The sequence below is a fragment of the Neobacillus sp. DY30 genome, assembly GCF_030123065.1.
Lineage (GTDB): Bacteria > Bacillota > Bacilli > Bacillales > Cytobacillaceae > Neobacillus.
In genome coordinates this window covers 1,413,010-1,437,804 of sequence record NZ_CP126093.1, presented here as the reverse complement: position 1 = coordinate 1,437,804, position 24,795 = coordinate 1,413,010, and the positions used below count along the sequence as shown (strand labels likewise).

The window sequence follows — 24,795 nt, the reverse complement described above, 5'->3', positions numbered from 1 at the left end:
ATATTATATTAAAAAAGGGAGAAGCAATAGCCTCCCTTTTTCATATATAAAGGAGAATTCCGGTTATGTTAACAGTTGAAGCTTTCTCCCTAAATATTATGATTGCCGCTCTAGCTCCTTTACTAGGGGCCTTTACCTTGCTTTTCTTATTTATTTTTGAAAAGCGAATTGACCTGCTGGAAAAAAAAACACGGGAAATTACTCTTGAAAGAGAGCTGCAAACTGCCCTCTATAACCAATTGAATCAAGAAATACAGCCTCATTTCTTTTTTAATACATTAAATTCGATACTAAGCCTAGCAAGGCTGGATCGAAAAACAGAATTAATTCGATCGATTGAAACACTATCAAAACTTCTTAAATTTAAGTATCAAACGAATAACACATTTATTACAATCGATCAGGAAATCACCTATGTCAATTATTATCTAGAAATACAAAAAATACGTTTTCGAGACAGGCTGTATTATGAATTTACGATTGATCCTAATGTATACCAAGCCATTACCATCCCTTTTATTATTCAAACCTTCATCGAAAATGCTTTTAAACATTCTTTTGAGAGATATGTTGGTGAAGCCTTTTTAAAAACAACCATTGAAAAACGAGAAAAAGACATTCATATCACGGTATGGAACAATACGATTGAAGGATCTGAGCAACTGTCACCAGATAGAGGACTTGGTTTAGAAAACATTAAGAAAAGGCTGGAGTTATTATTCCCAGATAGTAAAACATCTGTGCAATTAATCAACTCAGACAATGGAACAAGTGTTTTAGCTATTTTTCCATTCATACAAAAATCTGAAATTTAAGGAAGGTGAACATTACGAATGAATATCCTGCTCGTTGATGATGAACCGCTAGAATTAGAGCAGCTTGAGTATTTAATCCATAAAAAATTTCCAAATTGGAAAATTTTCAAAGCTCAAGATGCTTCCATAGCACTCCAAATCGTTAAGCAACATGACATCTTTCTTGCATTTCTAGATATTCAGATTCCCGGTAAAAATGGATTAGATTTAGCTAAAGAATTAACACAAACGTATACGATTGACATTATAATGGTTACTGCTTTTCAAAATTTTGAATATGCTCAAACTTCGATAAGAATTGGGGTAGTTGATTACATAACCAAACCCATTATTGAAGATGAATTAATGGTCGTATTAAGCAAGTATGAAAGAATAGGGCGATACTCAGAGCAAATTGTAAATGCAATTAGCATTATTCATGCGGAATATAGTGAGAAATTAACGTTAAATTATTTAGCTTCAAAAATTCATATTAATCCCGCTTATTTAAGTAGAAAATTTCATGAGGAAGTTGGGATGGGCTTTTCCGAGTATTTAAATGAGTTTCGCTTAAAGGAAGCTCAAAGAATGCTTGTTGAGTATCCTGATCTAAGTATTAGTACGATTTCTGAAAGATGCGGTTTTAACAGCCAGCATTATTTCAGCCAAATTTTCCGAAAAATGACAGGTCAATCACCTAGGGATTATCGCTTAAGGGAGACATTTCATTGAGAAATAATGATTATCAGTTATATATCAGTGGTGCTATAAAGCTCGGGGTAAGCTTTGGAGTTGTAAGTTTACTGGCTCGATGGGTAACAGGAAACACAATACTTTCCTCTCCGGAAACCTTACTCAAATACGGAATTATCGGTGGAATTGGATACTCCCTAGTTGGGGCGTTATCCTATATTTTATTTGGTTTTTTGGCAAGTAAAATCCGGGAGAATTATCTTGGTCACGACACAATTGGAGATGTTTTAAAAGAAAAATTAACACCAAGCGGATATTGGATAATGTTAACAGTTATGCTCCTAACTAGCTTTCATTCCTTATTTGTCCAAGGGATGGGTGCAGGAATTCTTATCCATATGATTTTTCCGATTCCTCATTTTATTGGGTTATTGCTTTTTTTAACTTTCTGTTTTTTTATCGGAGGAGCCGGAGGCATGCAACGCCTTCACCAAATGGCTGCTGTTAATGTCACCCTTATTTTTGCAGCGGTCATTATTATCCCGGTCTACTTTTATATTCAAGACGGGGTTTATCCTGTTTATGATGGGATTAAGCTATATCATCCTTATTTATTGTATATAAAGAACACGGATGCTTTTTGGTTTATTTTTACAGCAATCTTTGTCTTTTTTGGTCAAGTTTTGATAGACCGTGCTTCATGGCAAAGAATGTTTATTATTCAAAAAGAAAAGGTTCAAATAACCTTTACCTTAACAGGATTAATTTGGGCAACCATCCCACTGGCTTTATCCTCTTTATTAATGATTACAATTTTTGGAAGAAGTTTTGAAAATATATATTCCTTGTTCTCTGAATTAGTCAACAGAATCCAATCATCCATACTAATCGTCCTATTTGTTGTCTTTATTTTTAGTTCAATAGCTTCGGCCCTAAGTGCAGAATTGCACGCAACAACTACCCTTTTTGTAAAAAATATAGTGGAAATGTTTATTAGTCTGACAAACGATGAAAAATGGAAATACACTTATATTTTTTCAGGGTCAGTATGTGTCTGTTTGCTTGTTATCGTAAGTATTCTTACTCCCAGTCCGCTCAAGCTTTTATTTTTTACTGGGAATATTTATGCGGCGATAATTAGCCCAATTATTTATATTATCCTTAGTAAAGGTATCCTTCCTTTCATGGTCCCCTTTTCATCCTTTATTGGAGCTATTGGAGGCTATATTTTTGTTTCTATGACTGATGACTTTAAAGGAATATGGCTTAGCTTTATGATTTCAACAGTTCTATGTCTTCTTGTCTTAATCTATAAAACAATAACAAGAAATAATAGTAAGGTATCATAGGAGGCGGGTTGTTTGGGACAAAATTATGCACGAATTGAAAATCAAGCCCATTATAGCCCCGATTTATTACCAACTCCATCTGAGGCTAGAACATGGAGGAAAGGTCAATTTTTTTCCATCTGGATGGGCTCTGTTCATAACGTGCCTTCGTATGTAACAATTGGCGGATTCTTTGCATTAGGCTTATCGATTTGGCAGGTATTCTTTATCATTATCATTTCTTCTATATTACTATCAGTCATGATGGTATTGAATGGGCATGCCGGCAGCAAATATGGAATTCCATTTTCTATTCTGCTTCGTGCAAGCTATGGAAAAAAGGGTGCTCTCTTTCCGGGTGTTCTACGAGGCGTTATTGCCGCAATTATGTGGTTCGGTCTTCAAACCTATGCAGGCAGTCTAGCCATTAGTATCTTAATAGGGGAATTTTGGCCAGAGTATTTATCTTTGGGAGGAAGTTTTAACTTTTTTGGATTAACCCTTCCTGGTCTCCTTTCCTTTCTACTCTTCTGGATCATTAATGTTTTATTCATTTTTGCCGGTATCGATCGATTAGGGAAGTTAACAAAAATGGTATCCCCATTAATTTTTGTGGTTTTTGGCGGAATGGCTTTCTGGTCCATAAAATTGGCAGGTGGATTTGAACCTATACTAAACTATAGTTCAAGCGGGGTCGAAGGAAATAGTATTTTCGTTTTCATAAGTTGTGTTTCAGCAATTATGGCAACCTGGGTTGCACAAATTCTAAGTGTTTCTGATATTACTAGGTTTTCTCGTTCCAATAAAGATCAGTCAATGGGACAGATTTCTGGATTGTTTATTACGTATTTATTATTTGCTGTAGCAAGCATTTCAATCATTGTGGGTTCAGAGATTGCTTTTGGTGTTCCGATTTGGAATGTACTTGAAGTGGTCGAGCGATTCGATAGTAGATTTGCTATTACCCTTTCACTTCTAACGATTTGCTTATCTACATTATCAGTTAATATTGTTGGGAATATCATACCAGCTGGCTATCAACTTGCTTCTCTATTTCCAAAAAAATTGAATTTTAGAACAGGAGCTCTAGCTGCGACCATTATTGGTATACTTATTATGCCTTGGAAGTTAATGGAGAACCCAACGAGTATATTTGCCTTTTTAAATATTGTAGGAGGATTGTTAAGTCCCGTCATTGGTGTAACGCTAACAAATTATTTCCTAATTTGTAAAAAAGAAATTAATTTACAAGAATTATATTCTACTAATCACAATCGATATTCTAACGGGATTAATCTTCCTGCTATGATTGCAACCATCTTTGCAGGCATAATAAGCCTAATAGGTAATTTTGTACCCCTACTTGGTCCGTTAACTAGTATTTCTTGGTTTACAGGGATATTTCTAGCCATTCCTTTATATCTATCATTGTATTATTTTAGTAAACAATTTGGTTTAAGTGTAATAAAGGAATAAAAAAGAGGCTGTCTCTAAATGGTTGTCACTTACCAACCATTAGAACCAGCCTCTCCTGCTATTAATTCGTTATTTAATTGAGACATCATTAAGTTCTAAATACCCAGCCGCACTGATTCTAAAACCATCAACATTTTTCGAAACAGCAGCTACGTTTTCAATGACACGTACAGGTACATATACAGCATCCTGCATTTCTAATTCTTGTGCCTCCGCATAAATCTGTATGCGTTTTTCTGGATCACTCTCTATTCGTCCAGCATTAACTAACTGATCAACCCTTTCATTACTATAAAAGAAGACATTACCAGCAGGTCCCTTTGAAGACGAGTGGAAAAGATTGAATTGATTGTAATCGGCGTCACCAGTTGCATTTCTCCAGCTATTAATAAACATTTGTGATTCTCCTCTATTTCTTTTCTCAATAAAAGTTCCAGCTTCAAATACCTGTATTTCTACGTCAACACCAATCCCTTTTAACTGTGATTGAACAACTTCTGCAAGACTTATTCTTTCCTTTACATCATTGGTTGACAAGATTGTTTTTAAACCATTAGGATATCCTGCTTCTGCCAATAATCTCTTAGCTTCATTTACGTTAAATTCATAAGCTTTCAAACTTTCATGATATCCAAATACTTGAGATCCTAATAGAGAATTCGCTTTTTTTCCTACGTTATTAAATACACCCTTGATAATAGAATCCATTTCAATGGCATGTGCAATCGCTTTTCGGACACGGATATCATTAAATGGTTTTTTCTCCGTGTTAAAACCAATATATTCCGTACCAAAACCTTCACTCCGATAGACTTCCATTGCTGATGAAGCATCTACTGTATCCATCATCGTTACAGAAAGCGGCTCTGCTATATGTGCTTCACCTGTCTCAATCATTGAGGTTCTGGTTGTTTCCTCGGGAACAATTTTAAAAATAACTTTATCCACCTTTGCTTTATCTCCAAAATATTGCTCATTTTTAGCTAATACTATTTCTTGGCCTGGTTTCCAAGATTCAAATGAAAAAGGCCCGGTTCCATTTGGTTCATTGATGATGTTCTTGCCAAACTTCTCAATCGCATTAGGACTTATAATTCCTCCCTCATGACTGGCCAGGATGGAGAGTAAAGGTGCAAACGATTCATCTAAGATAAATTGAACTGTAAATTCATCGATGACTTTCACTTCACTAACCATCTTAAATACACCGGCCCTAGGTGCATTTACATTCGGATCTAAAAGCCTGTCAAAATTCATTTTGACAGCGCTTGCATTAAAAAGTGTTCCATCATGAAATTTCACATCATCTCTTAATTTAAATTCCCAGGTTTTATCATCCACCTGTTTCCATGATTTTGCCAATAAAGGCTGAATTTGAGAATCTTTATCTCTTCCTACCAAGCCCTCATAAACTTTCCCATGGGTTATACTAGCTGCATTGATCGTATTCATAAAATGATGATCTAAGTTCTCTGCGTCTGATAAACGAACAATTACCAAGGTACCGCCATTATTCACTTTATCTCCCTTTTCATTTCCAGTTGTCCCAGCATTATCATTTGTCGAACAACCAGAAATCGCCATAATGATTAGTAGTACCAGAAAAAATTTTCCGATATTTAATTTTTGTTTCATGACTCTCCCCCTTGTTTCTGCTTATTTTCTATCTAATTTAATTATAGAAAATATTCGGAATATTTTTATCGAAAATCTTTACTACTATTTTCGTTATCTTTACTACTTTTAGTGGTCTCTTGTGGTCCTAAAAATCTACTAAAAACAATATCAAAAAGAGGATGTAAAAATCCATCCCCTTTATGATTGAATTACTGCTACATGAATAATGATTTTAATGCAAGGTACCATAAACTACGTTACCTTTATAGATAACTGCTTTACGTTTTGATCGTCTAGCAACTGCTTCAGCCGCACAGCTGGCTTCTACAAGGACGATATTCGCAGCATCACCAGCCTTTGGCCATAACTGCTTCCCATCCTTATCTAATAGAGTTTTTCCCCCTGTGATATACTTTAAAGCTTGACCAAGTGAAACCTCATCTGTCCATCTGAATCGTTCAATCAGACGACCAGCCCTTTCTAGTACATCACCATTTCCTGTAGGCCACCAAGAATCATAGATATTATCGTTCCCTACGGCTACATCTACTCCATATTCATTTAAAAGATTTACAGGTGGAATATTCCGACCAATTGGAAGACTGGTTACAATGGAGATTCCAGCTTCTCTTAAAATCCCTGCCATTTCTATTGCTTCTTCTTTGGAGACATCTCCCAATCCGAATGCATGACTGACTGCTACCCTTCCTTCCCATCCTGCTTGCTTGGTTAAATAAGCAAGTCGTTTCATAGTGAAAGTTCCTAAGTGTCCAGGGTCATGTAAATGCAAGTCGATATCTGCATTCCCTTCGACAGCCAAATCCATCAATTGTACTAATGACGCTTCGATATTATGATCCACCGTTGCCGGGTCAACCGCCCCTACAATCCCTGCACCGTTTCTTACTGCTTCTCTTATTAGTTGAACAGTACCAGGACGCAGCAAGCCATGCTGGGCAAAGGCAACAATTTCAGCACTCAGCCTATTTGAATATGTTTTTAGTGCACGCTGGACACCTTCCAAATTGTCTAATCCTGCTTCTGGATAGATATCCACGTGCGTTCTTACATGGGTTGATCCATTAGACAATAATATTTCTAGCAAAGCCTCTGCACGTTGCTGAGTGCTGGAAGGAATGCATGCTAGAATGTTTTTTTCTATTTCACATCGTTCAATAACACCTGACGCCGGGATACAAGCCCTAAAGTCCTCACCCATGTAGGTCTTATCAAGATGTACATGCTTTTCAATAAATGAGGGAAGGAGGAGCAGCCCATCTGCATCCGTAATGGGATGTTCATCTCCAAAAGGCACTGGTCCTTTTATTATTTTTTTGATTTTACCATCCTCTATTAATAAGTGAAACAACTCTGTTTTTGTTCCTGCTACTCTATCATTTTCAACAATATATCCCGTTTCTAATCGGGCATTTGTTAACCAAAAAGTACGGCTCATATTAAAACATCCCTTTCTATTACTCTAACAAGATAAAAGGGTGTATCCACTTGGATATCCCTCTTATCCTATTACCTATTTGATTGAAGTTTCATTGATTTCTAAATAACCAGAAGGGCTGATTGAAAAGCCTTTTATATCTTTCGTGATAGCAGCGAGATTTTCAATCACCCTTACTGGAATATAGACGGCTTCTTCCATTTCTAATTCTTGTGACTGAGCATATAGTTCAATACGTTTATTAGGGTCTTTTTCTTTACGGGCAGCTTCAATTAAGCTATCTACCTCTTTATTACTATAGAAGAAGGTATTTCCAGATGCTCCTTGAGAATTGGTATGGAAAAGGTTGTATTGATTATAATCGGCATCACCAGTTGCGTTTCTCCAACTTAGAATAAACATCTCAGAATCCCCGTTGTTTGCCTGCTCAACGAACGTACCATACTCCAAGACTTCGATATTAACTTTTACACCGATACCTTTTAACTGTGATTGAAGGACCTCCGCCATATTGATTCTTTCTTTGCTATCCATTGTTTTTAGCGTCGTTTCGAAGCCATCTGGATAGCCAGCCTCAGCCAGCAATTTCTTTGCTTCATTAAGGTTATATTCATAAGCTTTCATATCAGCATGGTAGCCAAAGACTTTTGAGCCTAATAATGAATTCGCCTTTTTACCGACATTGTTGTATACACCCTTTATAATCGAATCCATTTCAACTGCATGAGAGATTGCTTTACGAACACGGACATCATTAAATGGTTCTTTTTGAACGTTAAAGCCAATATATTCGGTTCCAAATCCTTCACTACGGTAAACCTCTACTTTTGACGAAGCTTCAACAGTAGACATCATCGGTACTGAGAGTGGTTCAGCAATATGGGCCTCTCCAGTTTCGAGCATTGAAACTCTTGTTGTTTCTTCAGGTACTACTTTAAATACGACTTTATCTACATTAGCCTTTGTTCCCCAGTATTGCTTATTCTTAGTAAAGACAATTTCTTGTCCAGGGGTCCAAGATTCAAAAACAAAGGGGCCAGTACCATTCGGTTCATTGATAGATTTTTTACCAAACTTTTCAATTGCTTTTGGACTGATAATACCTCCTTCATGGCTTGCTAGAATAGATAGTAATGGTGAGAATGGTTCGGATAGGATAAATTGAACCGTAAATTCATCTACTACCTTTACTTCTTTTACCATTTTAAATACAACTGCTCTTGGTGAACCAACATTTGGATCTAGCAGTCTATCAAATGTCGCTTTTACAGCCTCGGCATTAAAGGCAGTTCCATCATGGAAATTCACATCTTTTCTAAGGTGAAATTCCCAAGTTAAATCATCAATCTGTTTCCATTCTTCTGAAAGTAAAGGCTTAATTTCGGCATTTTTATCACGCCCTACAAGCCCCTCATATATTTTGCTGTGGGTAACACTTGCCGCGTTAATCGTCGACATGAAATGATGATCTAGGTTCTCAGCATCTGATAAGCGGGCAATAACTAGTGTACCTCCATCTTTTGTTACAGTATCGCTTTTTTTATCCTCTGAGCTTACATCCTTTTTAGTCGAACACCCTGTAATAACGATTGCAATTAACAAAACTAGTATAAAATTTACAAGTCTCCATTTCATGAACTCCAACCCCCTGAATATTTTTTATTTACTGTTATTTTATTATAAAAAATATTCAGACTATTTGTTTTTGAAATATTTACTTTATTTTTCAATATCTTTACTACTTGAAAAAATTAAATAAAATCCACTATCTTGTAAGATGAAGGTAGAAGTTCATTCTCAGGAAGCTGTTGGTAGTCTCTTTCCAAATATCCTTTTCTCATTTTATTAAAATACTTTTGCCCCTTTGTTTTCAATTCTTCTAAATCCAAATTAGGAATAACTCTATCTTTCATGACTACCCTGCCATTAATGATTGATAATTTCACGTCTCTGCCTGACCCGCTTGCTATCATTGTACGAATTGGGTCATCTATCACTCCCATATGGAAGCCATCCAAGTCTATTACTATGATATCTGCCTTTGCACCTGCGGTAATTCTGCCAAGGTCCTCCCTTCCAAGAAAATTGGCTCCCCCAATTGTTGCAGCTCTAAATAAATCAGCATAGGATGAATCCTTTACATCTTTTTCGATTAGCCTGGATAGCATACTGCCTGTACGGATATTTTGAAACATATCTGGTGGAAAGGTATCCGTACCCAGTGCTAAATTGATACCTGCCCTTTTGTATTTTGCAAATGATTCTAAAGCAGAACTATGCCTTCCGATGATTAAAGGACAATGGATAACGGTTGTATTGCTTTCTGTTAACAGCGCTATATCATCGCCCTCTTGTGATTGCACTTCACTATAACCAGCAATAAAATGAGCGTGTGGAATTCCAGTTTTTGGGCCTAAAAAGCCTAGGTTATACAAATAACGAATTGGGGTTACCCCGTGTTTTTCTAAAATCGTGTGATATTCAAAGCTTCCTTGTGCTGCATGAAGTTTGATAGGAACATTTAACTTTTCACTATAATACTTAGTCAATTTCAAACTTTCTTCTGTTTGACTCTCAATTCGTTCTGGTGCCAACATTCCTTTAACCAACCCATCATAGGCACCATCAAATTCTTTAACAAACCTTACAGCACGCTCGAGCCCTGCTCTCCCTGCATCTTCATCCCAAAAAAGCTTAATGGTTCCATCTGGCTCCACTACTCTAATCCCGGATTGATAGCTTGGACCTAAGTAAATTCTTAATCCTAAACTGCCGGCATGATTGGCTGCTTGTTCTAATTCCTCATATGTCTCTGCCCATTTTTTATAAAAAACAGATGTAATCGGCATCGCAGTAGTTACCCCATGAAGAATCAACTGAGAATAGGCATACAATGATTTAAATGCTTCTTCCTCAGCTGTCATCAGTTCATGATGACCATTTTCAACATAACTCTTTGACCAAAGCAGGTTTTTCTGTTTCTCGTTAGCTGCTTCGAAATGCAGGATATCATGATCAATATCACCCAGTGCATTTAAATCGATAAATCCCGGACTAATGACGGAATTTCCAGTATCAATAACTTCATCCACTTCACCTGCGTAATTTTTACCTACATAAATAATTGTATCGTTACTATATACAACCTCTGAATCCTCTAAAATAACATGATCATCCCCATCAAAACCAATTACATATTTTCCCTTAAGTTTTGTTAGCATTTATTATTCTCCTTTCAATCTAGTAAAACTATAATCTTCTTCGTTGTATCTCTTTTCATCGACATAACCTCGTGCATGTCCCCAAAAATATTTAGAAGGTTCCATATACCTCCTAAGTCCTGCCCGCTCGATTGTTGAATAGGCCTCTTCATTTGCCTCATATAATACTGTTTTTTCATCAACGGTTTGAACCTTTCGACCTTCCATTACTACCTTTCCATCGACAATCACATGGTCTACATCATTAGCAACTGCTTGATATACTAAACGATGTACATGCATAAACTCGGGAGTTAAGTGGGGTTGATTAAGATTCACGGTTATGATGTCGGCTTTTTTACCAATTTCAAGTGAGCCAAGTTCGTCATCCCAGCCAATGCATTTCGCTGCATCAATTGTTACCATTTCTAATAGTTTTCCAGGAGGTAAATAGAATTCATCTCTTAGGGCTGCTTGATGAACGAACTGCGTTTTTCTCATTGCTTGAAACATATCAAAACTCGTACTTGGTGATGTACCATCAGTTGAGATAGCAACCGTTACACCCAATTCAATTAATTCAGGTACCGGAGTTCTCGCACTAACCTGGGTTATACTAGGAGAGGCACTCACATTTGTACCTGTATCCGCTAAAATTCGTGCCTCATCCAATGAAATTCCACGGCAGTGCTGCAGGTGAACTTCTGGTCCTAACAAGGCGTTCTCCCAATCCTGAACAGCCAGATGAATCATCCCTCCAAAGGCATCAGAATGAATCCTTGTTTGATACTTTCTAGCAATCTCACGTATTCTCTTGGCTTGATATAGATCATGTTCTGTTAATCCATAAAGCCTTCCTGGTGATGTTGGACCTGAGGGTTCAACAGAGGTAACCATGACAAAAGGGGTAATAAAGGCACGTGTCCGATCTTCATGAGCGTGATTCAATGCTTCAATAACCGCTTCTGCACCTAGCAGCACTTCTTCATACGTTACTTCTTTCGTTATCCGTTTACCATCCACCCAGCGGCTGAATAAGTGTGGCCATGGCGGATTACAAGGGCCTGTACAAACAACCTCTCTTATTCCAACTTCAGCGTACGCTTTTGCATGATTGATCGCGAAGATTGGGTCATCAGAACGCGGCATAGATCCTATAACAGATACACCTGTTGTTATCCCAGCTTTTAACCGCTCGAGTGCAGAGAGTTTTCCTTCGTAAAACCAAAAATCATCGGTCACAAAATGCTTATACGTGTTGGTCATAATTGGCATCCAAAAGTCACTATCCATTGCAATGGTCTTAAACATAGAATGACCCCCATGTCCGTGAACATCGATTAATCCTGGCAGAATACACTGACGACTGCAATCAATCACTTTTTTCGCCTCATATTTTAATGCTAGAACTTCTGTTAAGCCAATATCTAAAAGCCTGCCATCATTGATTGCAACAGCACCATCTTGAAGAATCCGCCTGTTGGCATCCATTGTGATAACAGTACCGTGAATTAACAGTAAATCAATCATTTTTACCCTCCCAATCCACCAATACAGGTGTCGTTTCTACACTTTTTGATTGTTAAATTAATTATAGAAAAACGAACATGAATTTATTTTCGGAATTATTACTCTTTTTTTAACTTTTTCTACTTTTTATCTGGATTATATTTACTTCAAATATGCTTTTGTTTAGATTAAATGAAGAAACTACAAAGGAAATTTTACAGAGGGGCTGCATGAAAATGAATGTCTTATTACTTGATGACGAACCATTAGAGTTAGAACAACTAGAATACATGTTGCTATCTGAATTTCCTAGATGGAAACTTTACAAAGCTGCTAATGCAAGTCAAGCAAATTCAATTAATCAAAATCATGAAATTAATTTGGCTTTCTTAGATATCAATCTTCCAGGAAAATCCGGACTTGAATTTGGGGAGGAACTACGACAGAGCAATAAAGATGTGGAAATAATCATGGTTACTGCCTGCCAGGATTTCAGCTATGCTCAACAATCCATTAGAATTGGGGTTGTTGACTATTTAACGAAGCCTGTTATCGAGAGGGAGTTATTAACAATTCTATCAAAATATAAAGAAAACCACTCTCCTCGTAATTATTCCAGCTTAATACAATGCTCTCTTAAGGTCATTCACGAGAGGTTCGCTGAAAAAATCTCACTTTCAGATATCGCAAATGAGGTTCATGCTAACCCTACCTACTTAAGTCGAAAATTTCATGAAGAAGTAGGTGCTGCTTTTTCGGAGTATTTAATTCAATATCGTATCCACGCGGCGAAACGGATTCTAATTAGTCACCAAAACTGGACTATATCTGAAGTAGCAGTAAACACAGGATTTAACAGTCAAAACTATTTTAGTACATTATTTCGAAAAATAGAGGGTATTTCACCCACGGAATTCCGAGAGAAAGAAAAAAATAATAAGCTGTATTAAAAAACAAAGTCCGTCACTTTTTTTACTTGGTGCCGGACTTTGTTTTTATTTTTACATTATTTCATACAAGGAGTTGAATTTTGTTGTTTGACAATGTGAGTACCTTGTTTTTCGTTAATCGCATCTTTTAAACTTTCTGGGTTAGTAATAATTACTCTCTTTCCGCCCTTTTCCAGGAAACTTAGGCTAGCCTCAATTTTTGGCAGCATGCTGCCTGCTGGAAAGTGGTTCTCACCAACATATTGTTTTGTTTCTTCTACGGAAATTTTTTCTAGGGGTAATTGATTTGGCTTTCCAAAATTAATGCATACTCTTGGAACACCGGTTGTGATAATTAATGTCTCTGCATTGACTTGTTCCGCTAAAAGACTTGTAGCAAAGTCTTTATCAATTACTGCATCAACACCTAAATATGAATTATCTCTAGTTTTTACCACTGGAATGCCGCCGCCGCCAACTGCAATTACTACGTAACCACCATTTACCAATGATTTAATCGCCTCTTTTTCAACAATATCAATTGGTTTAGGTGAAGGGACCACTCTTCGGTAACCACGTCCAGAATCTTCTACAAAAATCCAATCAGGATGTTCCTTTTTCATTTCTTCCGCTTGTTCTAAAGTAAAGAATGAACCAACAGGTTTTGTTGGATTTTGAAAATTCGGATCATTAATATCAACCTCAACTTGGGTGATGACCGTTGCAACTTTTTTATTTATCCCTCTTTTAGTAAATTCGTTAGTTAATGCTTGTTGAATTTGGTAACCTATACCACCCTGTGTATCTGCAACACAATTGACAAGCGGCATATCTGGCATACCTGCAATCTCATTTGCAATTTCAGACCTTCTAAGTCCAAAGCCTACCTGTGGTCCATTTCCATGTGTCACAACTACACTGAATCCTTCTTGAACCATATCTGCGATATTTACTGCTGTTTCTTGAACGGCTTCATATTGATCTTGAACAGAGTCGCGGCCATTATCCCGTACCAGGGAGTTCCCGCCAATCGCAACAATTACTAATTTACTCATTTCTTAACCCCCTGTGATTCTAGTTGTTTTTTTAACAATTCGAGTGATTGGTTCTTATGCAATTGATACAAAGTATTGGTTGGGTCGTTCTTAATTGCATTTTCAATTGCCTCAATCGCCGCTTCATGCTTTCCAAGTGATCTTAAACTGTTTGCCTTATGGAAAGAAAAATCATATCTATTTGGTTGTAGAGTTAATAGATTATCCATTTCCATTACAGCTTCCTCATGCCGCCCTAATTCTCTCAAGTAATTTGATTTATGATAACGGTAAAAGGTTTCAGCAGGATTTAATTCACATGCTTTAACATATTCAGCAAGCGATTCTTCTGTTTTCTTCATCAATCTTAAGCAATTAGCTGTATAGAAATAAAAATCAAGATCTTGCGGATTAATTGCTAACGCCTTTTTATATTCTTGGAGTGCTTCATCATAACGCTTTAGTTCTTGCAGTGAATAGCCTTTATAGAAATAAAAATCGAGATTATTGGGATCCTTCTCGAGTGCTTGATTCATTTCGGAAATAGCTTCTTCGTACTTATCATCCAAGTAAAAAGCTTTTGCTCTTTTTATAGATTCATTTAGTTCCACATAGTCATTAGTGAGAATCTTTACTACTTTTTCCTGTTTCATAGCTTTAGCATGCTGAAGAGCTGACTTCCCATCCCTGTCAGGCATATTTATATCTGCTCCGGCTTTAACAAGTAATTCAATTATCATAGAATATAAGCGTCCGCCATTACCTAAAATGACTGCCTCTAATAAACCGCTCCAACCTAAGTTGTTGGCATGGTTGACAGGAATACCAGCATCTAAACATCTTTGTACAGTTTTAAGATAGCCTTTTTCGCTGGATGGCAATAATGCAGTACCTCCAAATCGGTTTACGCTGTTTAAATCTGCTCCGTAATGGAGCATGGCACTTAAAATTTCATGAAATCCATTTGCACCTGCACAAATAAATGGGGTTAATTGTGTAATATCTCTTGTATTTACATCACTGCCAGCTTCTAATAACAGGTTCACGATTAAAAGTTGATTTTTTTGAGTAGCAGCCATCAATGCTGTACGGCCATCGGCGTCTTTAAAAGTAACGTCAACCCCGTTATTTAATAATTGTTTTACAGATTCTATATCTCCACGTTCACTTGATTGGATTAGCTCCATGTTTTGATCCATTATAAACATTCTCCCCTTTTATCCATTCTTTCGTGATAAATAATTTTCACCTTCGAGAGCCTGAAGAGCTTTACCTATCGAAGGTGATTTCGAAACATTTAATTATGCTGCAGTTTTTCCGCTTTCAGGTTTTGGCTGAGCCTTACTGCGATCCATCACGTATTTGATAACAAATATAGCTGCAATCATGAGGTAGCCGAAGAAAAATTCTACCGAAGCACCTTTAGCAAATGCTACTGTTGGAGAGTGAATAAATCCTACGATGGACAATACGGCTGCTACTGCTGCAGCGGCAGCACCACGTAACGGCTTATCATTAATAGCGAATATTGCTATACATCCCCATAAGAGACTGGCAATCGGTGCACCATTTCCTAAATGAGACAATCCTTCATAATAAACCCCTTTACTAGCAAGCTTATCAATTCCAACAGTTCCAGCAGCAGTACCTGCTGCACCAAGTACATTATTCGCAAGAGTTAGAGCCCAGTTTGCAATCCATGGGAATAATGCAATAAAGATAACCGGTACCTCAAGTTTCGGAGTTTCACGAACAACTTGGTTGGCTGTTACAACTCCTATATAAACAAGGATAGGAGCGATGGCATAGACAGGAATGATTGCTAATAAGAATGCCCCAATACCGAATAGAGAAAGAATTAACATCGATATACCCGTTGCCACTGTATAACCAATACCAGCGCCCATTGATTTCCATCCTGGGTGTCCAACATATACAGTTACTGGATATGGATTACCAAATGCAGCACCAATACAAGATGCAAGACCATTTGTTAACATAACTTGTCTTGTTTCATATTCATCCCCTGCAGTACTTGCACTTTCAATATTCTCTAAGTCAAATACATAGTTAGAAAGACCAAGCGGTATAGCTGAAGCCAAATATGGAAGTGCATGTGGCAACCCTTGCATAAAACCATCAATATTTAATGATGGGGGATTGAATCCGAAAGATGATAAAGATTGTGAAATTGCACCAGGCTCCATCACACCTAAAGCCCAGGCAATCCCTGTACCCACTGCAAGTAATAAAAATCCTGTTGGAATTTTTGCAAAGACCGGTGATTTACCGAACCAGTTAATGAAGATAATGATTAACACGGCAAAAGCGATCATCGGTGCTTCAAACGCTTGTAACATTGGATTCATGGCTAATAATAAAAGTCCAAGACCAGATAAACATGATAATAATACTGTTCTAGGAATGATTCTTCTAATCGTATCACCTAATAGTGAACCTACCACTAGAATCATTGCTTCCACGAAACACCAAACTAGAGCAATTCCAATGGCAAATTCATAATCTTTTGTTTGGGTATAGACTGGCAATATTACTAGAAAAGTTACCGTGAATATGGAGGGTGCACTTGGTCCCGAAGGCAATGCTGTTACATCAGTCCTGCCTGTTTTTTTAGCTAGTCGATAAGCAAAAAAGCCATACGCACAACTTGCAATAAATATCCCCATCCCAAAAGCCGGAGCTATTTTTCCGTAAACCACTGCTGATGGAATACCCACGACAAAAATTAATAATGACATCATGGTTAGAAGATTGGTTAAGTTATTAGCGAGTAGCCCGAAATAAGCAGCTAAATCTCCTTTTTTCCAAAATTTAATTGTTTGATCCATTACCTTTCACCTCTAATATGAATTAGTTTGTTGGATGTAAAAAATTTGTTCACATTATTCCATACTCTTTTATTTAAATTTGCCTCCTTTGTAGCAGTGAATCTTATTTTCTCTGGAGATTTTATAAATCTAAAAGAGAAATAACATCATTTCGTAACCCCTTACATCCTTCATTTTAGTAGGTAAAGCCTTCTAGGTCATTGGCTACCAAAACCAAAAAGAAAGCTGTTCATTTAGGCAAGTTATACAATAATGTATGTACAAAATATGTCCTAGATTTTAGACTAGAAAAACTTTAAAAAAACGCTATAATTTGTTATGTTTGCACAATCTACAATTGCATTATATGACTATTTTTTTTAGTATTAATTGAAACAATCAATAGACAGGACGTGTAAATAAAAGTGAAGAAAACGGTAATTTATAAAGAAGATGTAAATTTCTCAATAAAGGCAGATTTTTATGGGACTAACCAAGGAAATGCTCCTGTCATCATTTATATCCATGGCGGCGGGTTAATTTGGGGAACAAGAGAAGAAATAAGTGAAGAAATGGTCCAACTTTATACCAACAATGGTTTCTCACTTTTTTCAATTGACTATAGGCTGGCTCCTTCCACAAAACTGCCAGAAATTCTTAAAGATATTGAAGACGCAATCCTTTGGATTCAAAAACAAGGACCAAAACAATTTTCCATAAATCCGAAAAAAATTGCAGTTGTAGGTAGTTCTGCCGGTGGCTTTTTAGCACTTAATACTGGAACTTTCACAAATAAGCCATCTGCAATTGTTTCCTTTTACGGATACGGGGATCTTGTTGGGAGCTGGGCAACAAGTCCAAGTAAATATTATTGTCAAAAGGATATTGTTTCTAAGGAAATTGCTTACCAACTTATAACAGATAAAATAGTAACGGAGGCATCTGTAGAAGAGCGGTTTCTATTTTACGTTTATGTGAGACAGAATGGGGTCTGGATTGAAGAAATTACAGGTGAAAATCTTTTAAACAATAAAGAAGCAATCTATCAATATTGCCCGAATCGTAATGTTACAAGTGATTTTCCACCAACTTTATTATTACATGGAACGAAAGATAAGGACGTTCCATACGAGCAGTCAGTATTTATGAGGGGTGCCCTTATTAAACAATCGGTTGAGGCAAAACTTATTACGATTCCAAATGGCGAGCATGTATTTGATAAAAACTTCCAAGATCCGATTGTTCAACATGCACTTAAAGATGTCATTGATTTCTTAAAAACTCACCTTAATTAAAAATAGCCCAGCAGATTAAAAATCTAAAGGGTTCCGTTTTAAGGTGCATTGTTCATAATTGACAAAGGAATTGACACTTAAATTGGCAGTGTTTAATTATGGTTTTTCAGCATTTTGTGGAGAATTGACAGTAGAAATGACATAAAAAATTTAAATGACAACGATTGTTGTACGCTTAAAATCTGTTGTCAATTGAGCTGTCAATTTGACTGCCATTTCGGGTAAAAATGAAAATACATATGCTTTATTGAACTAACGGAGCAGCATTCCTGTAATGAATGAAAATGAGGTTTGAATAAAAAAAGAACCTCTTGGTAGAATGAGAGAGTCCTAAAGCTGGCCAGCAAAAATGGACAATCCCCAATACCAGGAGGTCTTAAAATGAATTATAACCAAAATGAAAAGATTGCTCAAATTACTTCTCAGACTCTTATTATAGGCGTGGATATTGCGAAATTCAAGCATGTCGCACGAGCACAGGACTACAGAGGAATAGAATTCGGACCACCTTGTTATTTTGAGAATACCAAGCAAGGATTTCAACTGTTTCTCGTGTGGATCTTTCAATTAAAGAAAGAACAAGTAATGGAAAAAGTAATAGTAGGTATGGAGCCTACGGGCCACTATTGGCTAAATCTAGCTCATATATTAAAAGAAAATAATATAAAGTTTGTCGCAGTAAATCCTTTACACGTTAAGAGAAGTAAGGAACTCGATGATAACTCACCAACTAAAAACGATGTGAAAGACGCTAAAGTCATTGCCCAGTTGGTCAAGGACGGGAGATATGCTGAACCAACGATTCCACAAGGTGTTTATGCAGAACTCCGTGTGGCGAAAAAAATACGTGATCTCCTAACTGATGATCTTCAAACGGTGCAAGGCCAGATTCACAACTGGCTAGATCGGTATTTTCCTGAGTTTTTAACCGTCTTTAAGAGTTGGGAAGGAAAAGCAGCCTTGCAATTTTTAAAGCTAGGAGCCTTACCACATGAACTGATTCATTTCACTGATCAGTACTTATTGGATCATTTACGAAAAGCAGTTAGTCGAAGTGTAGGACTAAACAAAATAGTAGAGTTGAAACAAGCAGCTAGAGAGTCCATCGGACTGTGTCAAGGTTCTAATATGGCCAAATTAGAGCTGGCCACTCTGCTTGATAAATATGACTTGATACAAGAGAAGTTCGAAGAACTAGATGAGAAGATAGATAATTTAATTGAACAAATCCCTGGTGTCCAGCAAATGTTAGCCATTAAGGGAGTGGGAAGAGATACTGTTGCCGGCTTCTTTGCAGAAGTGGGAGATCTTCAAGAGTACTCGCACCCTAGACAGATCATAAAGTTAGCTGGATTGAGCTTGAAAGAGAACACTTCTGGAAAGCATAAAGGGCAAACGAAGATCACAAAAAGAGGGAGGAAGAAGCTAAGAGCTCTCCTCTTCAGGGTGTGTATGATTATGGTAGCGAAGAACTCGGCCTTTAAAGCGCTGCATGCCTATTACACGCAGCGTCCGGACAATCCTCTAAAGAAAATGCAGTCTCTGATTGCCTTGTGTAATAAACTAATACGCATATTCTTTGCGATTGGAAAGAAACAATTTGAGTTTAGTGAAGAGAGAATGTTAAAGGATATCCCTCATATGAGAGCAATCATAGAAGTTGAAAAAGCAGCTTAATTTAGTAATAAAAGTAGAGTAGAAAAGGATATTTAGTGTTATGAGTCTCGTACATTTGAAGCACGGATTAGTCAGCAAAGCAACTAAACTTCGGGCAGGGACCCTGTGGAGCAGCATGACTGACATCCACCTCATGGAAAGGTTGGACGAAGGAATTTGAGAGCGAAGACTCTGTGAGGCATGGGAGGGTTGACCTCCATGAGAAATGTGGACATCCACTAGTGCGGTCATAATTTAACTCATCCACCATTTTTTGTAAGTGTGTGGCTAATGAGCTATCAGTCTTTTTGCTTTAAAAGCCCAAATTTATCCTTAGGAGATAAATCCAACCATAGTAGCGAGCAGTAACTCTATAATTAACATCCTATAAAATACTGAGAATACTGGAGAAAACGCGAGTTTTCACTTTGTTTATTGAGGGAGTTTAGTTTAACAAGCATCAAGTGTATTTATCTAGAATAAAAATCAAAAAATACTAAGGATAAAACAAGAAAAGAAGGTTGTGGTATCCTTGGTCAAAAAGAGTTTTTTTATATTTTTAACTATGCTTTGTTTAAATCCTTCCATATCAGTATTTGCGGAGACAAGTAAAAACACATTGTCCGCAATATTGACTGCTAAAGTGATGACAACTATTAACCCGTCGGAAGAACAAGGTACTCCAATAAACAACGCTCGGTTAGTTGTAATAAATTCATTAGGGAAGATAATAGCAACAGAATTAACAAATTCCAAAGGGGAAGTAAAAATACCTGTTACAGTTCCTAAAGACCCTAGATTTCCAATGAAGAATATGGGAGAGGTTACCATCATAGCAGTTGCAAATGGCTATAATGAACATATCAACTTCAGTGTCCCGATCAATGAATTTAACGATAATACAGGAAGAGTTTCAATTCCTCTTCGGCAGATTGACCCTAACAGACGAAATGAACCGCAATTTCTTAACGGCAGTTTTCATCGTTTTACTGTTTTTGAAACGATTGATTATTATGCTAAAAAAATAGGTCTAAAGAGACAAAATATCAAAGAAGATTTCATAGCACCAACTCCTTGGGGACCTGAATTAAGCACCAATAAATAATGTTTGTCTTTGTTCTTTGTTAAGCTAACGGGTGCTTTTGTTTAGGAAGAGGGGTTAATATGATGGTTAAAAATGATTGGAGACTTACTAACCAAGAAAAATATTTGTTTGGTAAAACTCTTAGCCTAAAGAAATTTATCCCCACAAAAACGGACCACGAACACTGTGAATTTTGTTGGCAGAAGATTATGGATGAAAACCACCCAGATATTATTAATGAAGCTTATGCGACAGATGATGAATATTATTGGGTATGTCCTGATTGTTACAATGATTTTAAAGAGTTGTTCAAGTGGGGAAAAAGGAAATGATGCACTAACATTGTGAACCGTTTTACTTAAACAAACGGGTGCGATTGCTTAACAAGAAAAGCGGATGGGAAAACTGAATAACAAGGCATTTAAGTTTAGGTTGTTAATTTATTGAAATGTGGTGTTTTTTTTGCAAAAATGTGAAAAATGTAAGACGCAATTTAGTTGGAGTAAAATCTATAAATCTGTTTGGGCATATAAACCGATTGTATGTGACAAATGTGGTACGGAACACAAGATTACCGTTCCTGGAAGGTTCACATTTGTTTCTCTAACTATTTTACCAGCGTTGATTTTTAGTAATTTCCTTTCACCTTTCAAAAATATATTGGTGACTATTGTTGTAGGACTCGCCATATTACTTTTCGGCTCTTTGTTCACACCATTTTTAGTGAAATATAAAGAAAGATTGTGAAATAATACACTTAAACAAACGGGTGCTTGAGTTTAACAATGGAGGTAGCTGCTGCACCTTCTTTCTTATTGAGCAAATGAAGCAGGTTAGCTGTACAAGTTATAAATTTAATGGTTTAAAGTTATAGAGCATTTCTTTGAATGAAGAATGCTTTTTATTTTTGCTTAAAACAAAAACATACAATAAAAATGTTATTTAAATTAATAAAAATTTATTGTAAAACAATAAAGTGTATATTAAAATCAAAATCAGAATAAATAAGTGAGGTGCTTTTTATGGAAAAAGTAACAACATTGTTTTTAAAAATGGCTGTTATTCTTTTAGGTGTCCCAGTTCTTGCTCTGTGCATCTTTTTGGTGCCTGAGATGGCGAATCTTGCAGCAAAATTGCTTCCAGAGTTTGCTTTTATTAAATATCTCGTTTTCATCGCTTTTGATGCATCGGCGATACCTTTTTACTTTGCTTTGTATCAGGCTTTCAAACTCTTACGCTATATTGACAAAAATAAAGCTTTCTCCGATTTATCTGTAAAAGCTTTAAAGAAAATCAAATACTGTGCCATCACAATCAGTATTTTGCATGTGCTAGTTTGGCCGCTCTTCTATATCTTTGCGGAAGTAGACGACGCACCAGGAGTTATCTTTGTCGGGTTGGTTGTTCCTTTTGCTTCGATGGTTATCGCAGTCTTTGCGGCTGTTCTCCAAAAACTTTTACAAGAAGCAATTAATATCAAATCAGAAAATGATTTAACGATCTGAGGTGAGAAACAATGGCAATTATAATCAATATTGATGTGATGTTAGCAAAAAGGAAAATGAGCGTAACAGAACTTTCGGAGAAGGTTGGAATAACAATGGCGAACCTTTCTATATTGAAAAATGGAAAGGCAAAAGCGATTCGATTATCCACTTTAGAGGCAATTTGTAAGGCTTTAGAATGTCAGCCTGGAGATATTTTAGAATACAAAAGTGACGAAGACAGTTAAACTTTGTGGAGGAAACTTAATATAACAATTATTAGGGGAGGTATAACTATGGACATTAACAATTTGATTATTGAAAATATTGCTAACCCTCATGAGCTGGAGAGAATGTATAGAAAAGACCCGAAAGCTTTTAAAAAGTCATTCTCACACGCATGGGAACAAAATCCTGATTCTCAGGTTCTTGGTGTTTGGTATGAAAGATTGCATTTCAAGGAGACGGCAAATACAGAAAAATCTTCCTTGCTTCAAAAAGATTTCTTATTCATGGGCATATTAGCCATTCTGGCCGGGATAAGCACCAGGATCATTTTCCATTTTGTCGAACAGGAAGCAATTGCTCCGATTAACCTGGCTTTTGGTATAATTCCCTTTATTGCTGCCTATTTTGTTTACAATAATACTCCGAAGAAAAGTGTTATTTTTTCCCTTGCAGCGTTGTTCCTAATTTCTGGGTTTTATCTTAATATGCTGCCATTAAATTATAAAGACAGTATTATCCTTGCTTATTTACACCTTCCCATATTCTTATGGGTATTGGTAGGGCTTGCATTTACAGGAAATGAATATTCAAAAGGCAGTACAAGATTAGCCTATATTAAATTTAATTTGGAATATTGTATTCTCTACGCCAGCATGGCAGTTAGCGGAATGGTACTAGCAGCATTAACCATGCAGTTATTTAGCTTTGTTGGCTTGGATATAGAAGACTTTTATTTTAGTAATGTCGTTTTATTTGGTGCTGCCGCTCTCGCTATTGTGGCTGCATACCTGGTATCAATGAATCTTAAACTTGCTAAGAATATTACACCGTATATAGCTAAAATTTTTAGTCCTCTTGTCCTGGTCACATTGTTGGTCTATCTTATAACGGTTATATGGGTCGGAAAAAATCCATTCTTGGACCGCAATTTCCTGATAGCCTTCAACGGAATACTCCTTGGTGTATTGGCCGTTACCATATTTTCCATTATCGAGAGCGGCTCAGACGAGAAAAAGAACATTTCAGATTATATAAATTTTGCCTTAATTGTTCTTGCGCTTATCATTGACAGTGTGGCTTTGTCAGCCATCGTGTTCAGACTTTCTTCTTATGGGATTACGCCTAATAGACTTGCTGTTTTAGGAGTAAACATACTTATCTGGGCAAATCTAATTTGGATTATGCTCTCCTATATACGTTTTCTACAAAACAAATCCGGACCTTCAACTATCCAAGATGCCGTTACTAAGTATTTGCCGGTCTACGGACTTTGGGCAGCTATCGTTACATTTACTTTTCCTATAATTTTTAATTAGAAAGGCTCTGTTAATGTAACGAAAAGCTATTCTTCTATAACGTATAAAATCCTTAGAGTCGATATTATGCAGCTTTTTATACAGAGTTGCATAGTTTTGGCTTATTTTTATTACTAAAGTTAAAAAGAGGGTATTCAAACTAGAAGAAATAATATATTGTTGCAACTGGATTCTTTAAAATATGTCCAGTTTCATGTGCCTAACGAAAAAGGACTTCATGAAACGTATTTGATAAGCTAAACGGTATCAATAAACTCCATAAACCCGAAAAATGGCTTGCAGACTGATGTCAGTTTGCAAGCCATTTTCATTGCCATTTATATGATATGCACCTCAAAACGGAACCCTTTATTAAAAATCTTAGCTGGGCTTTTAATTTATGTTTGAATCTATTAAATGGGTGAAATATATTGTTATCTATTAGATTTATCGAAAAACTCAAACAACTGATCACAATCATCTCTTTGTTCTACTTTAACCATTTTAAGAACACTTTTATCTTCACCGGTTAAGTACTTGCGTAAATGCATATCAGAGAATCCATGTTTATCTGCATCTTCGCTCGTATTACAGTAATAAACTTCTTTAATTCCTGTCCATATAATTGCGGATACACACATTGGACAAGGCTCACAAGTTGCATAAATCACACAATCAGATAAATCCATTGTTCCTAACTTTTTACAAGCTTCACGAATGGCAACCATTTCAGCATGAGCTGATGGGTCAATATCTCTCATCATTGTGTTACTTACCACAGCGATAATTTCATCACCGCGTACGATTGTGGCACCGAATGGTCCCCCAACTTTATTGGCCATCCCAACAAGTGTTGCATCTGCAGCTAATTTCATATAATCCATATCAA

General features: G+C 36.6%; 22 protein-coding genes. 13 read left to right on the top strand and 9 right to left on the bottom strand.

The window, feature by feature from the left end; all coding sequences use genetic code 11:
• Positions 1 to 65 precede the first annotated feature (65 nt).
• Genes QNH29_RS06990 through ncs1 form a run of 4 tightly spaced genes read left to right on the top strand, consistent with a single transcriptional unit; the run spans position 66 to position 4,291 of the window.
• The gene (locus QNH29_RS06990) at positions 66 to 815 is read left to right on the top strand and encodes a sensor histidine kinase (RefSeq protein ID WP_283864097.1); all 750 of its coding nucleotides are present in this window, start codon (positions 66 to 68) and stop codon (positions 813 to 815) included.
• An 18-nt stretch (positions 816 to 833) separates the two neighbouring features.
• The gene (locus QNH29_RS06985; protein WP_283864096.1) at positions 834 to 1,526 is read left to right on the top strand and encodes a response regulator transcription factor; all 693 of its coding nucleotides are present in this window, start codon (positions 834 to 836) and stop codon (positions 1,524 to 1,526) included.
• Positions 1,523 to 2,836, top strand: coding sequence for a sodium:solute symporter family transporter (locus QNH29_RS06980; protein ID WP_283864095.1), 1,314 nt, complete (start codon positions 1,523 to 1,525; stop codon positions 2,834 to 2,836). The genes QNH29_RS06985 and QNH29_RS06980 overlap by 4 nt, the downstream gene beginning before the upstream one ends.
• Positions 2,837 to 2,848: 12 nt before the next feature.
• Positions 2,849 to 4,291: an NCS1 family nucleobase:cation symporter gene (gene ncs1 / locus QNH29_RS06975; RefSeq protein WP_283864094.1), complete on the top strand. Its 1,443-nt coding sequence runs from the start codon at positions 2,849 to 2,851 to the stop codon at positions 4,289 to 4,291.
• 69 nt (positions 4,292 to 4,360) lie between these two features.
• Here the strand turns inward: ncs1 and QNH29_RS06970 are convergent, their stop codons facing one another.
• The 5 genes from QNH29_RS06970 to QNH29_RS06950 all read right to left on the bottom strand — a co-directional run bounded on the left by QNH29_RS06970 (position 4,361) and on the right by QNH29_RS06950 (position 12,094).
• Positions 4,361 to 5,926, bottom strand: a complete 1,566-nt coding sequence (locus tag QNH29_RS06970) for a glutathione ABC transporter substrate-binding protein (protein WP_283864093.1) — start codon at positions 5,924 to 5,926, stop codon at positions 4,361 to 4,363.
• A gap of 214 nt (positions 5,927 to 6,140) precedes the next feature.
• Complete coding sequence (locus QNH29_RS06965) at positions 6,141 to 7,364, bottom strand: amidohydrolase (protein ID WP_283864092.1); 1,224 nt, start codon at positions 7,362 to 7,364, stop codon at positions 6,141 to 6,143.
• A 75-nt stretch (positions 7,365 to 7,439) separates the two neighbouring features.
• Positions 7,440 to 8,999, bottom strand: a complete 1,560-nt coding sequence (locus QNH29_RS06960; RefSeq protein WP_283864091.1) for a glutathione ABC transporter substrate-binding protein — start codon at positions 8,997 to 8,999, stop codon at positions 7,440 to 7,442.
• A gap of 116 nt (positions 9,000 to 9,115) precedes the next feature.
• Positions 9,116 to 10,585: an amidohydrolase family protein gene (locus QNH29_RS06955; protein WP_283864090.1), complete on the bottom strand. Its 1,470-nt coding sequence runs from the start codon at positions 10,583 to 10,585 to the stop codon at positions 9,116 to 9,118.
• A 3-nt stretch (positions 10,586 to 10,588) separates the two neighbouring features.
• Entirely contained in the window at positions 10,589 to 12,094 is a 1,506-nt protein-coding gene (locus tag QNH29_RS06950) for an amidohydrolase family protein (protein ID WP_283864089.1), read from the bottom strand.
• Positions 12,095 to 12,309: 215 nt separating this feature from the next.
• On the opposite strand from QNH29_RS06950, the gene QNH29_RS06945 reads away from it, so the two are divergent.
• Positions 12,310 to 13,023, top strand: a complete 714-nt coding sequence (locus QNH29_RS06945) for a response regulator transcription factor (protein WP_283864088.1) — start codon at positions 12,310 to 12,312, stop codon at positions 13,021 to 13,023.
• Between the two features lie 56 nt (positions 13,024 to 13,079).
• On the opposite strand, the gene arcC is transcribed toward QNH29_RS06945, so the two are convergent.
• The 3 genes from arcC to QNH29_RS06930 form a co-directional block, all read right to left on the bottom strand.
• Positions 13,080 to 14,057 carry a carbamate kinase gene (arcC, locus tag QNH29_RS06940; RefSeq protein ID WP_283864087.1) on the bottom strand — a complete coding sequence of 326 codons (978 nt, stop codon included), beginning with the start codon at positions 14,055 to 14,057 and terminating at the stop codon, positions 13,080 to 13,082.
• Positions 14,054 to 15,235 (bottom strand): ankyrin repeat domain-containing protein, encoded by a 1,182-nt coding sequence (locus tag QNH29_RS06935; protein WP_283864086.1) that lies wholly within the window; start codon positions 15,233 to 15,235, stop codon positions 14,054 to 14,056. Before QNH29_RS06935 ends, arcC begins: the two co-directional genes overlap by 4 nt.
• A 102-nt stretch (positions 15,236 to 15,337) precedes the next feature.
• On the bottom strand, positions 15,338 to 16,885 hold the full coding sequence (locus tag QNH29_RS06930; protein ID WP_283864085.1) for a xanthine permease: 1,548 nt from the start codon (positions 16,883 to 16,885) through the stop codon (positions 15,338 to 15,340).
• Positions 16,886 to 17,289: 404 nt separating this feature from the next.
• Between QNH29_RS06930 and QNH29_RS06925 the strand changes: the two genes are divergently transcribed.
• From QNH29_RS06925 to QNH29_RS06895, 8 genes are all read left to right on the top strand, one after another.
• The gene (locus QNH29_RS06925; RefSeq protein ID WP_283864084.1) at positions 17,290 to 18,159 is read left to right on the top strand and encodes an alpha/beta hydrolase; all 870 of its coding nucleotides are present in this window, start codon (positions 17,290 to 17,292) and stop codon (positions 18,157 to 18,159) included.
• Positions 18,160 to 18,540: 381 nt separating this feature from the next.
• Positions 18,541 to 19,836 (top strand): IS110 family RNA-guided transposase, encoded by a 1,296-nt coding sequence (locus QNH29_RS06920; RefSeq protein WP_283864083.1) that lies wholly within the window; start codon positions 18,541 to 18,543, stop codon positions 19,834 to 19,836.
• A gap of 610 nt (positions 19,837 to 20,446) precedes the next feature.
• Positions 20,447 to 20,920, top strand: a complete 474-nt coding sequence (locus tag QNH29_RS06915) for a hypothetical protein (RefSeq protein ID WP_283864082.1) — start codon at positions 20,447 to 20,449, stop codon at positions 20,918 to 20,920.
• Positions 20,921 to 20,979: 59 nt separating this feature from the next.
• The gene (locus QNH29_RS06910; RefSeq protein WP_283864081.1) at positions 20,980 to 21,231 is read left to right on the top strand and encodes a hypothetical protein; all 252 of its coding nucleotides are present in this window, start codon (positions 20,980 to 20,982) and stop codon (positions 21,229 to 21,231) included.
• A gap of 118 nt (positions 21,232 to 21,349) precedes the next feature.
• Positions 21,350 to 21,646, top strand: a complete 297-nt coding sequence (locus tag QNH29_RS30395) for a TIGR04104 family putative zinc finger protein (protein ID WP_481858782.1) — start codon at positions 21,350 to 21,352, stop codon at positions 21,644 to 21,646.
• Between the two features lie 275 nt (positions 21,647 to 21,921).
• The gene (locus tag QNH29_RS06905; protein ID WP_283864080.1) at positions 21,922 to 22,404 is read left to right on the top strand and encodes a DUF2975 domain-containing protein; all 483 of its coding nucleotides are present in this window, start codon (positions 21,922 to 21,924) and stop codon (positions 22,402 to 22,404) included.
• 11 nt (positions 22,405 to 22,415) lie between these two features.
• Positions 22,416 to 22,631: a helix-turn-helix domain-containing protein gene (locus QNH29_RS06900; RefSeq protein WP_017153334.1), complete on the top strand. Its 216-nt coding sequence runs from the start codon at positions 22,416 to 22,418 to the stop codon at positions 22,629 to 22,631.
• A 48-nt stretch (positions 22,632 to 22,679) separates the two neighbouring features.
• Entirely contained in the window at positions 22,680 to 23,927 is a 1,248-nt protein-coding gene (locus QNH29_RS06895; RefSeq protein WP_283864079.1) for a DUF4153 domain-containing protein, read from the top strand.
• 413 nt (positions 23,928 to 24,340) lie between these two features.
• Here the strand turns inward: QNH29_RS06895 and QNH29_RS06890 are convergent, their stop codons facing one another.
• On the bottom strand, positions 24,341 to 24,790 hold the full coding sequence (locus QNH29_RS06890; protein WP_283864078.1) for a nucleoside deaminase: 450 nt from the start codon (positions 24,788 to 24,790) through the stop codon (positions 24,341 to 24,343).
• Positions 24,791 to 24,795 lie beyond the last annotated feature (5 nt).

Coding starts and splice junctions, on each gene's coding strand:
- QNH29_RS06935 (WP_283864086.1), bottom strand. CDS start 15,235: ATGGATCAAAACATGGAGCTAATCCAATCAAGTGAACGTGGAGATATA.
- QNH29_RS06890 (WP_283864078.1), bottom strand. CDS start 24,790: ATGGATTATATGAAATTAGCTGCAGATGCAACACTTGTTGGGATGGCC.
- QNH29_RS06930 (WP_283864085.1), bottom strand. CDS start 16,885: ATGGATCAAACAATTAAATTTTGGAAAAAAGGAGATTTAGCTGCTTAT.
- QNH29_RS06910 (WP_283864081.1), top strand. CDS start 20,980: ATGATGGTTAAAAATGATTGGAGACTTACTAACCAAGAAAAATATTTG.
- QNH29_RS06955 (WP_283864090.1), bottom strand. CDS start 10,585: ATGCTAACAAAACTTAAGGGAAAATATGTAATTGGTTTTGATGGGGAT.
- QNH29_RS06965 (WP_283864092.1), bottom strand. CDS start 7,364: ATGAGCCGTACTTTTTGGTTAACAAATGCCCGATTAGAAACGGGATAT.
- QNH29_RS06900 (WP_017153334.1), top strand. CDS start 22,416: ATGGCAATTATAATCAATATTGATGTGATGTTAGCAAAAAGGAAAATG.
- QNH29_RS06950 (WP_283864089.1), bottom strand. CDS start 12,094: ATGATTGATTTACTGTTAATTCACGGTACTGTTATCACAATGGATGCC.
- QNH29_RS06920 (WP_283864083.1), top strand. CDS start 18,541: ATGAATTATAACCAAAATGAAAAGATTGCTCAAATTACTTCTCAGACT.
- QNH29_RS06905 (WP_283864080.1), top strand. CDS start 21,922: ATGGAAAAAGTAACAACATTGTTTTTAAAAATGGCTGTTATTCTTTTA.
- QNH29_RS06985 (WP_283864096.1), top strand. CDS start 834: ATGAATATCCTGCTCGTTGATGATGAACCGCTAGAATTAGAGCAGCTT.
- QNH29_RS06970 (WP_283864093.1), bottom strand. CDS start 5,926: ATGAAACAAAAATTAAATATCGGAAAATTTTTTCTGGTACTACTAATC.
- QNH29_RS06990 (WP_283864097.1), top strand. CDS start 66: ATGTTAACAGTTGAAGCTTTCTCCCTAAATATTATGATTGCCGCTCTA.
- QNH29_RS06960 (WP_283864091.1), bottom strand. CDS start 8,999: ATGAAATGGAGACTTGTAAATTTTATACTAGTTTTGTTAATTGCAATC.
- QNH29_RS06895 (WP_283864079.1), top strand. CDS start 22,680: ATGGACATTAACAATTTGATTATTGAAAATATTGCTAACCCTCATGAG.
- arcC (WP_283864087.1), bottom strand. CDS start 14,057: ATGAGTAAATTAGTAATTGTTGCGATTGGCGGGAACTCCCTGGTACGG.
- QNH29_RS06945 (WP_283864088.1), top strand. CDS start 12,310: ATGAATGTCTTATTACTTGATGACGAACCATTAGAGTTAGAACAACTA.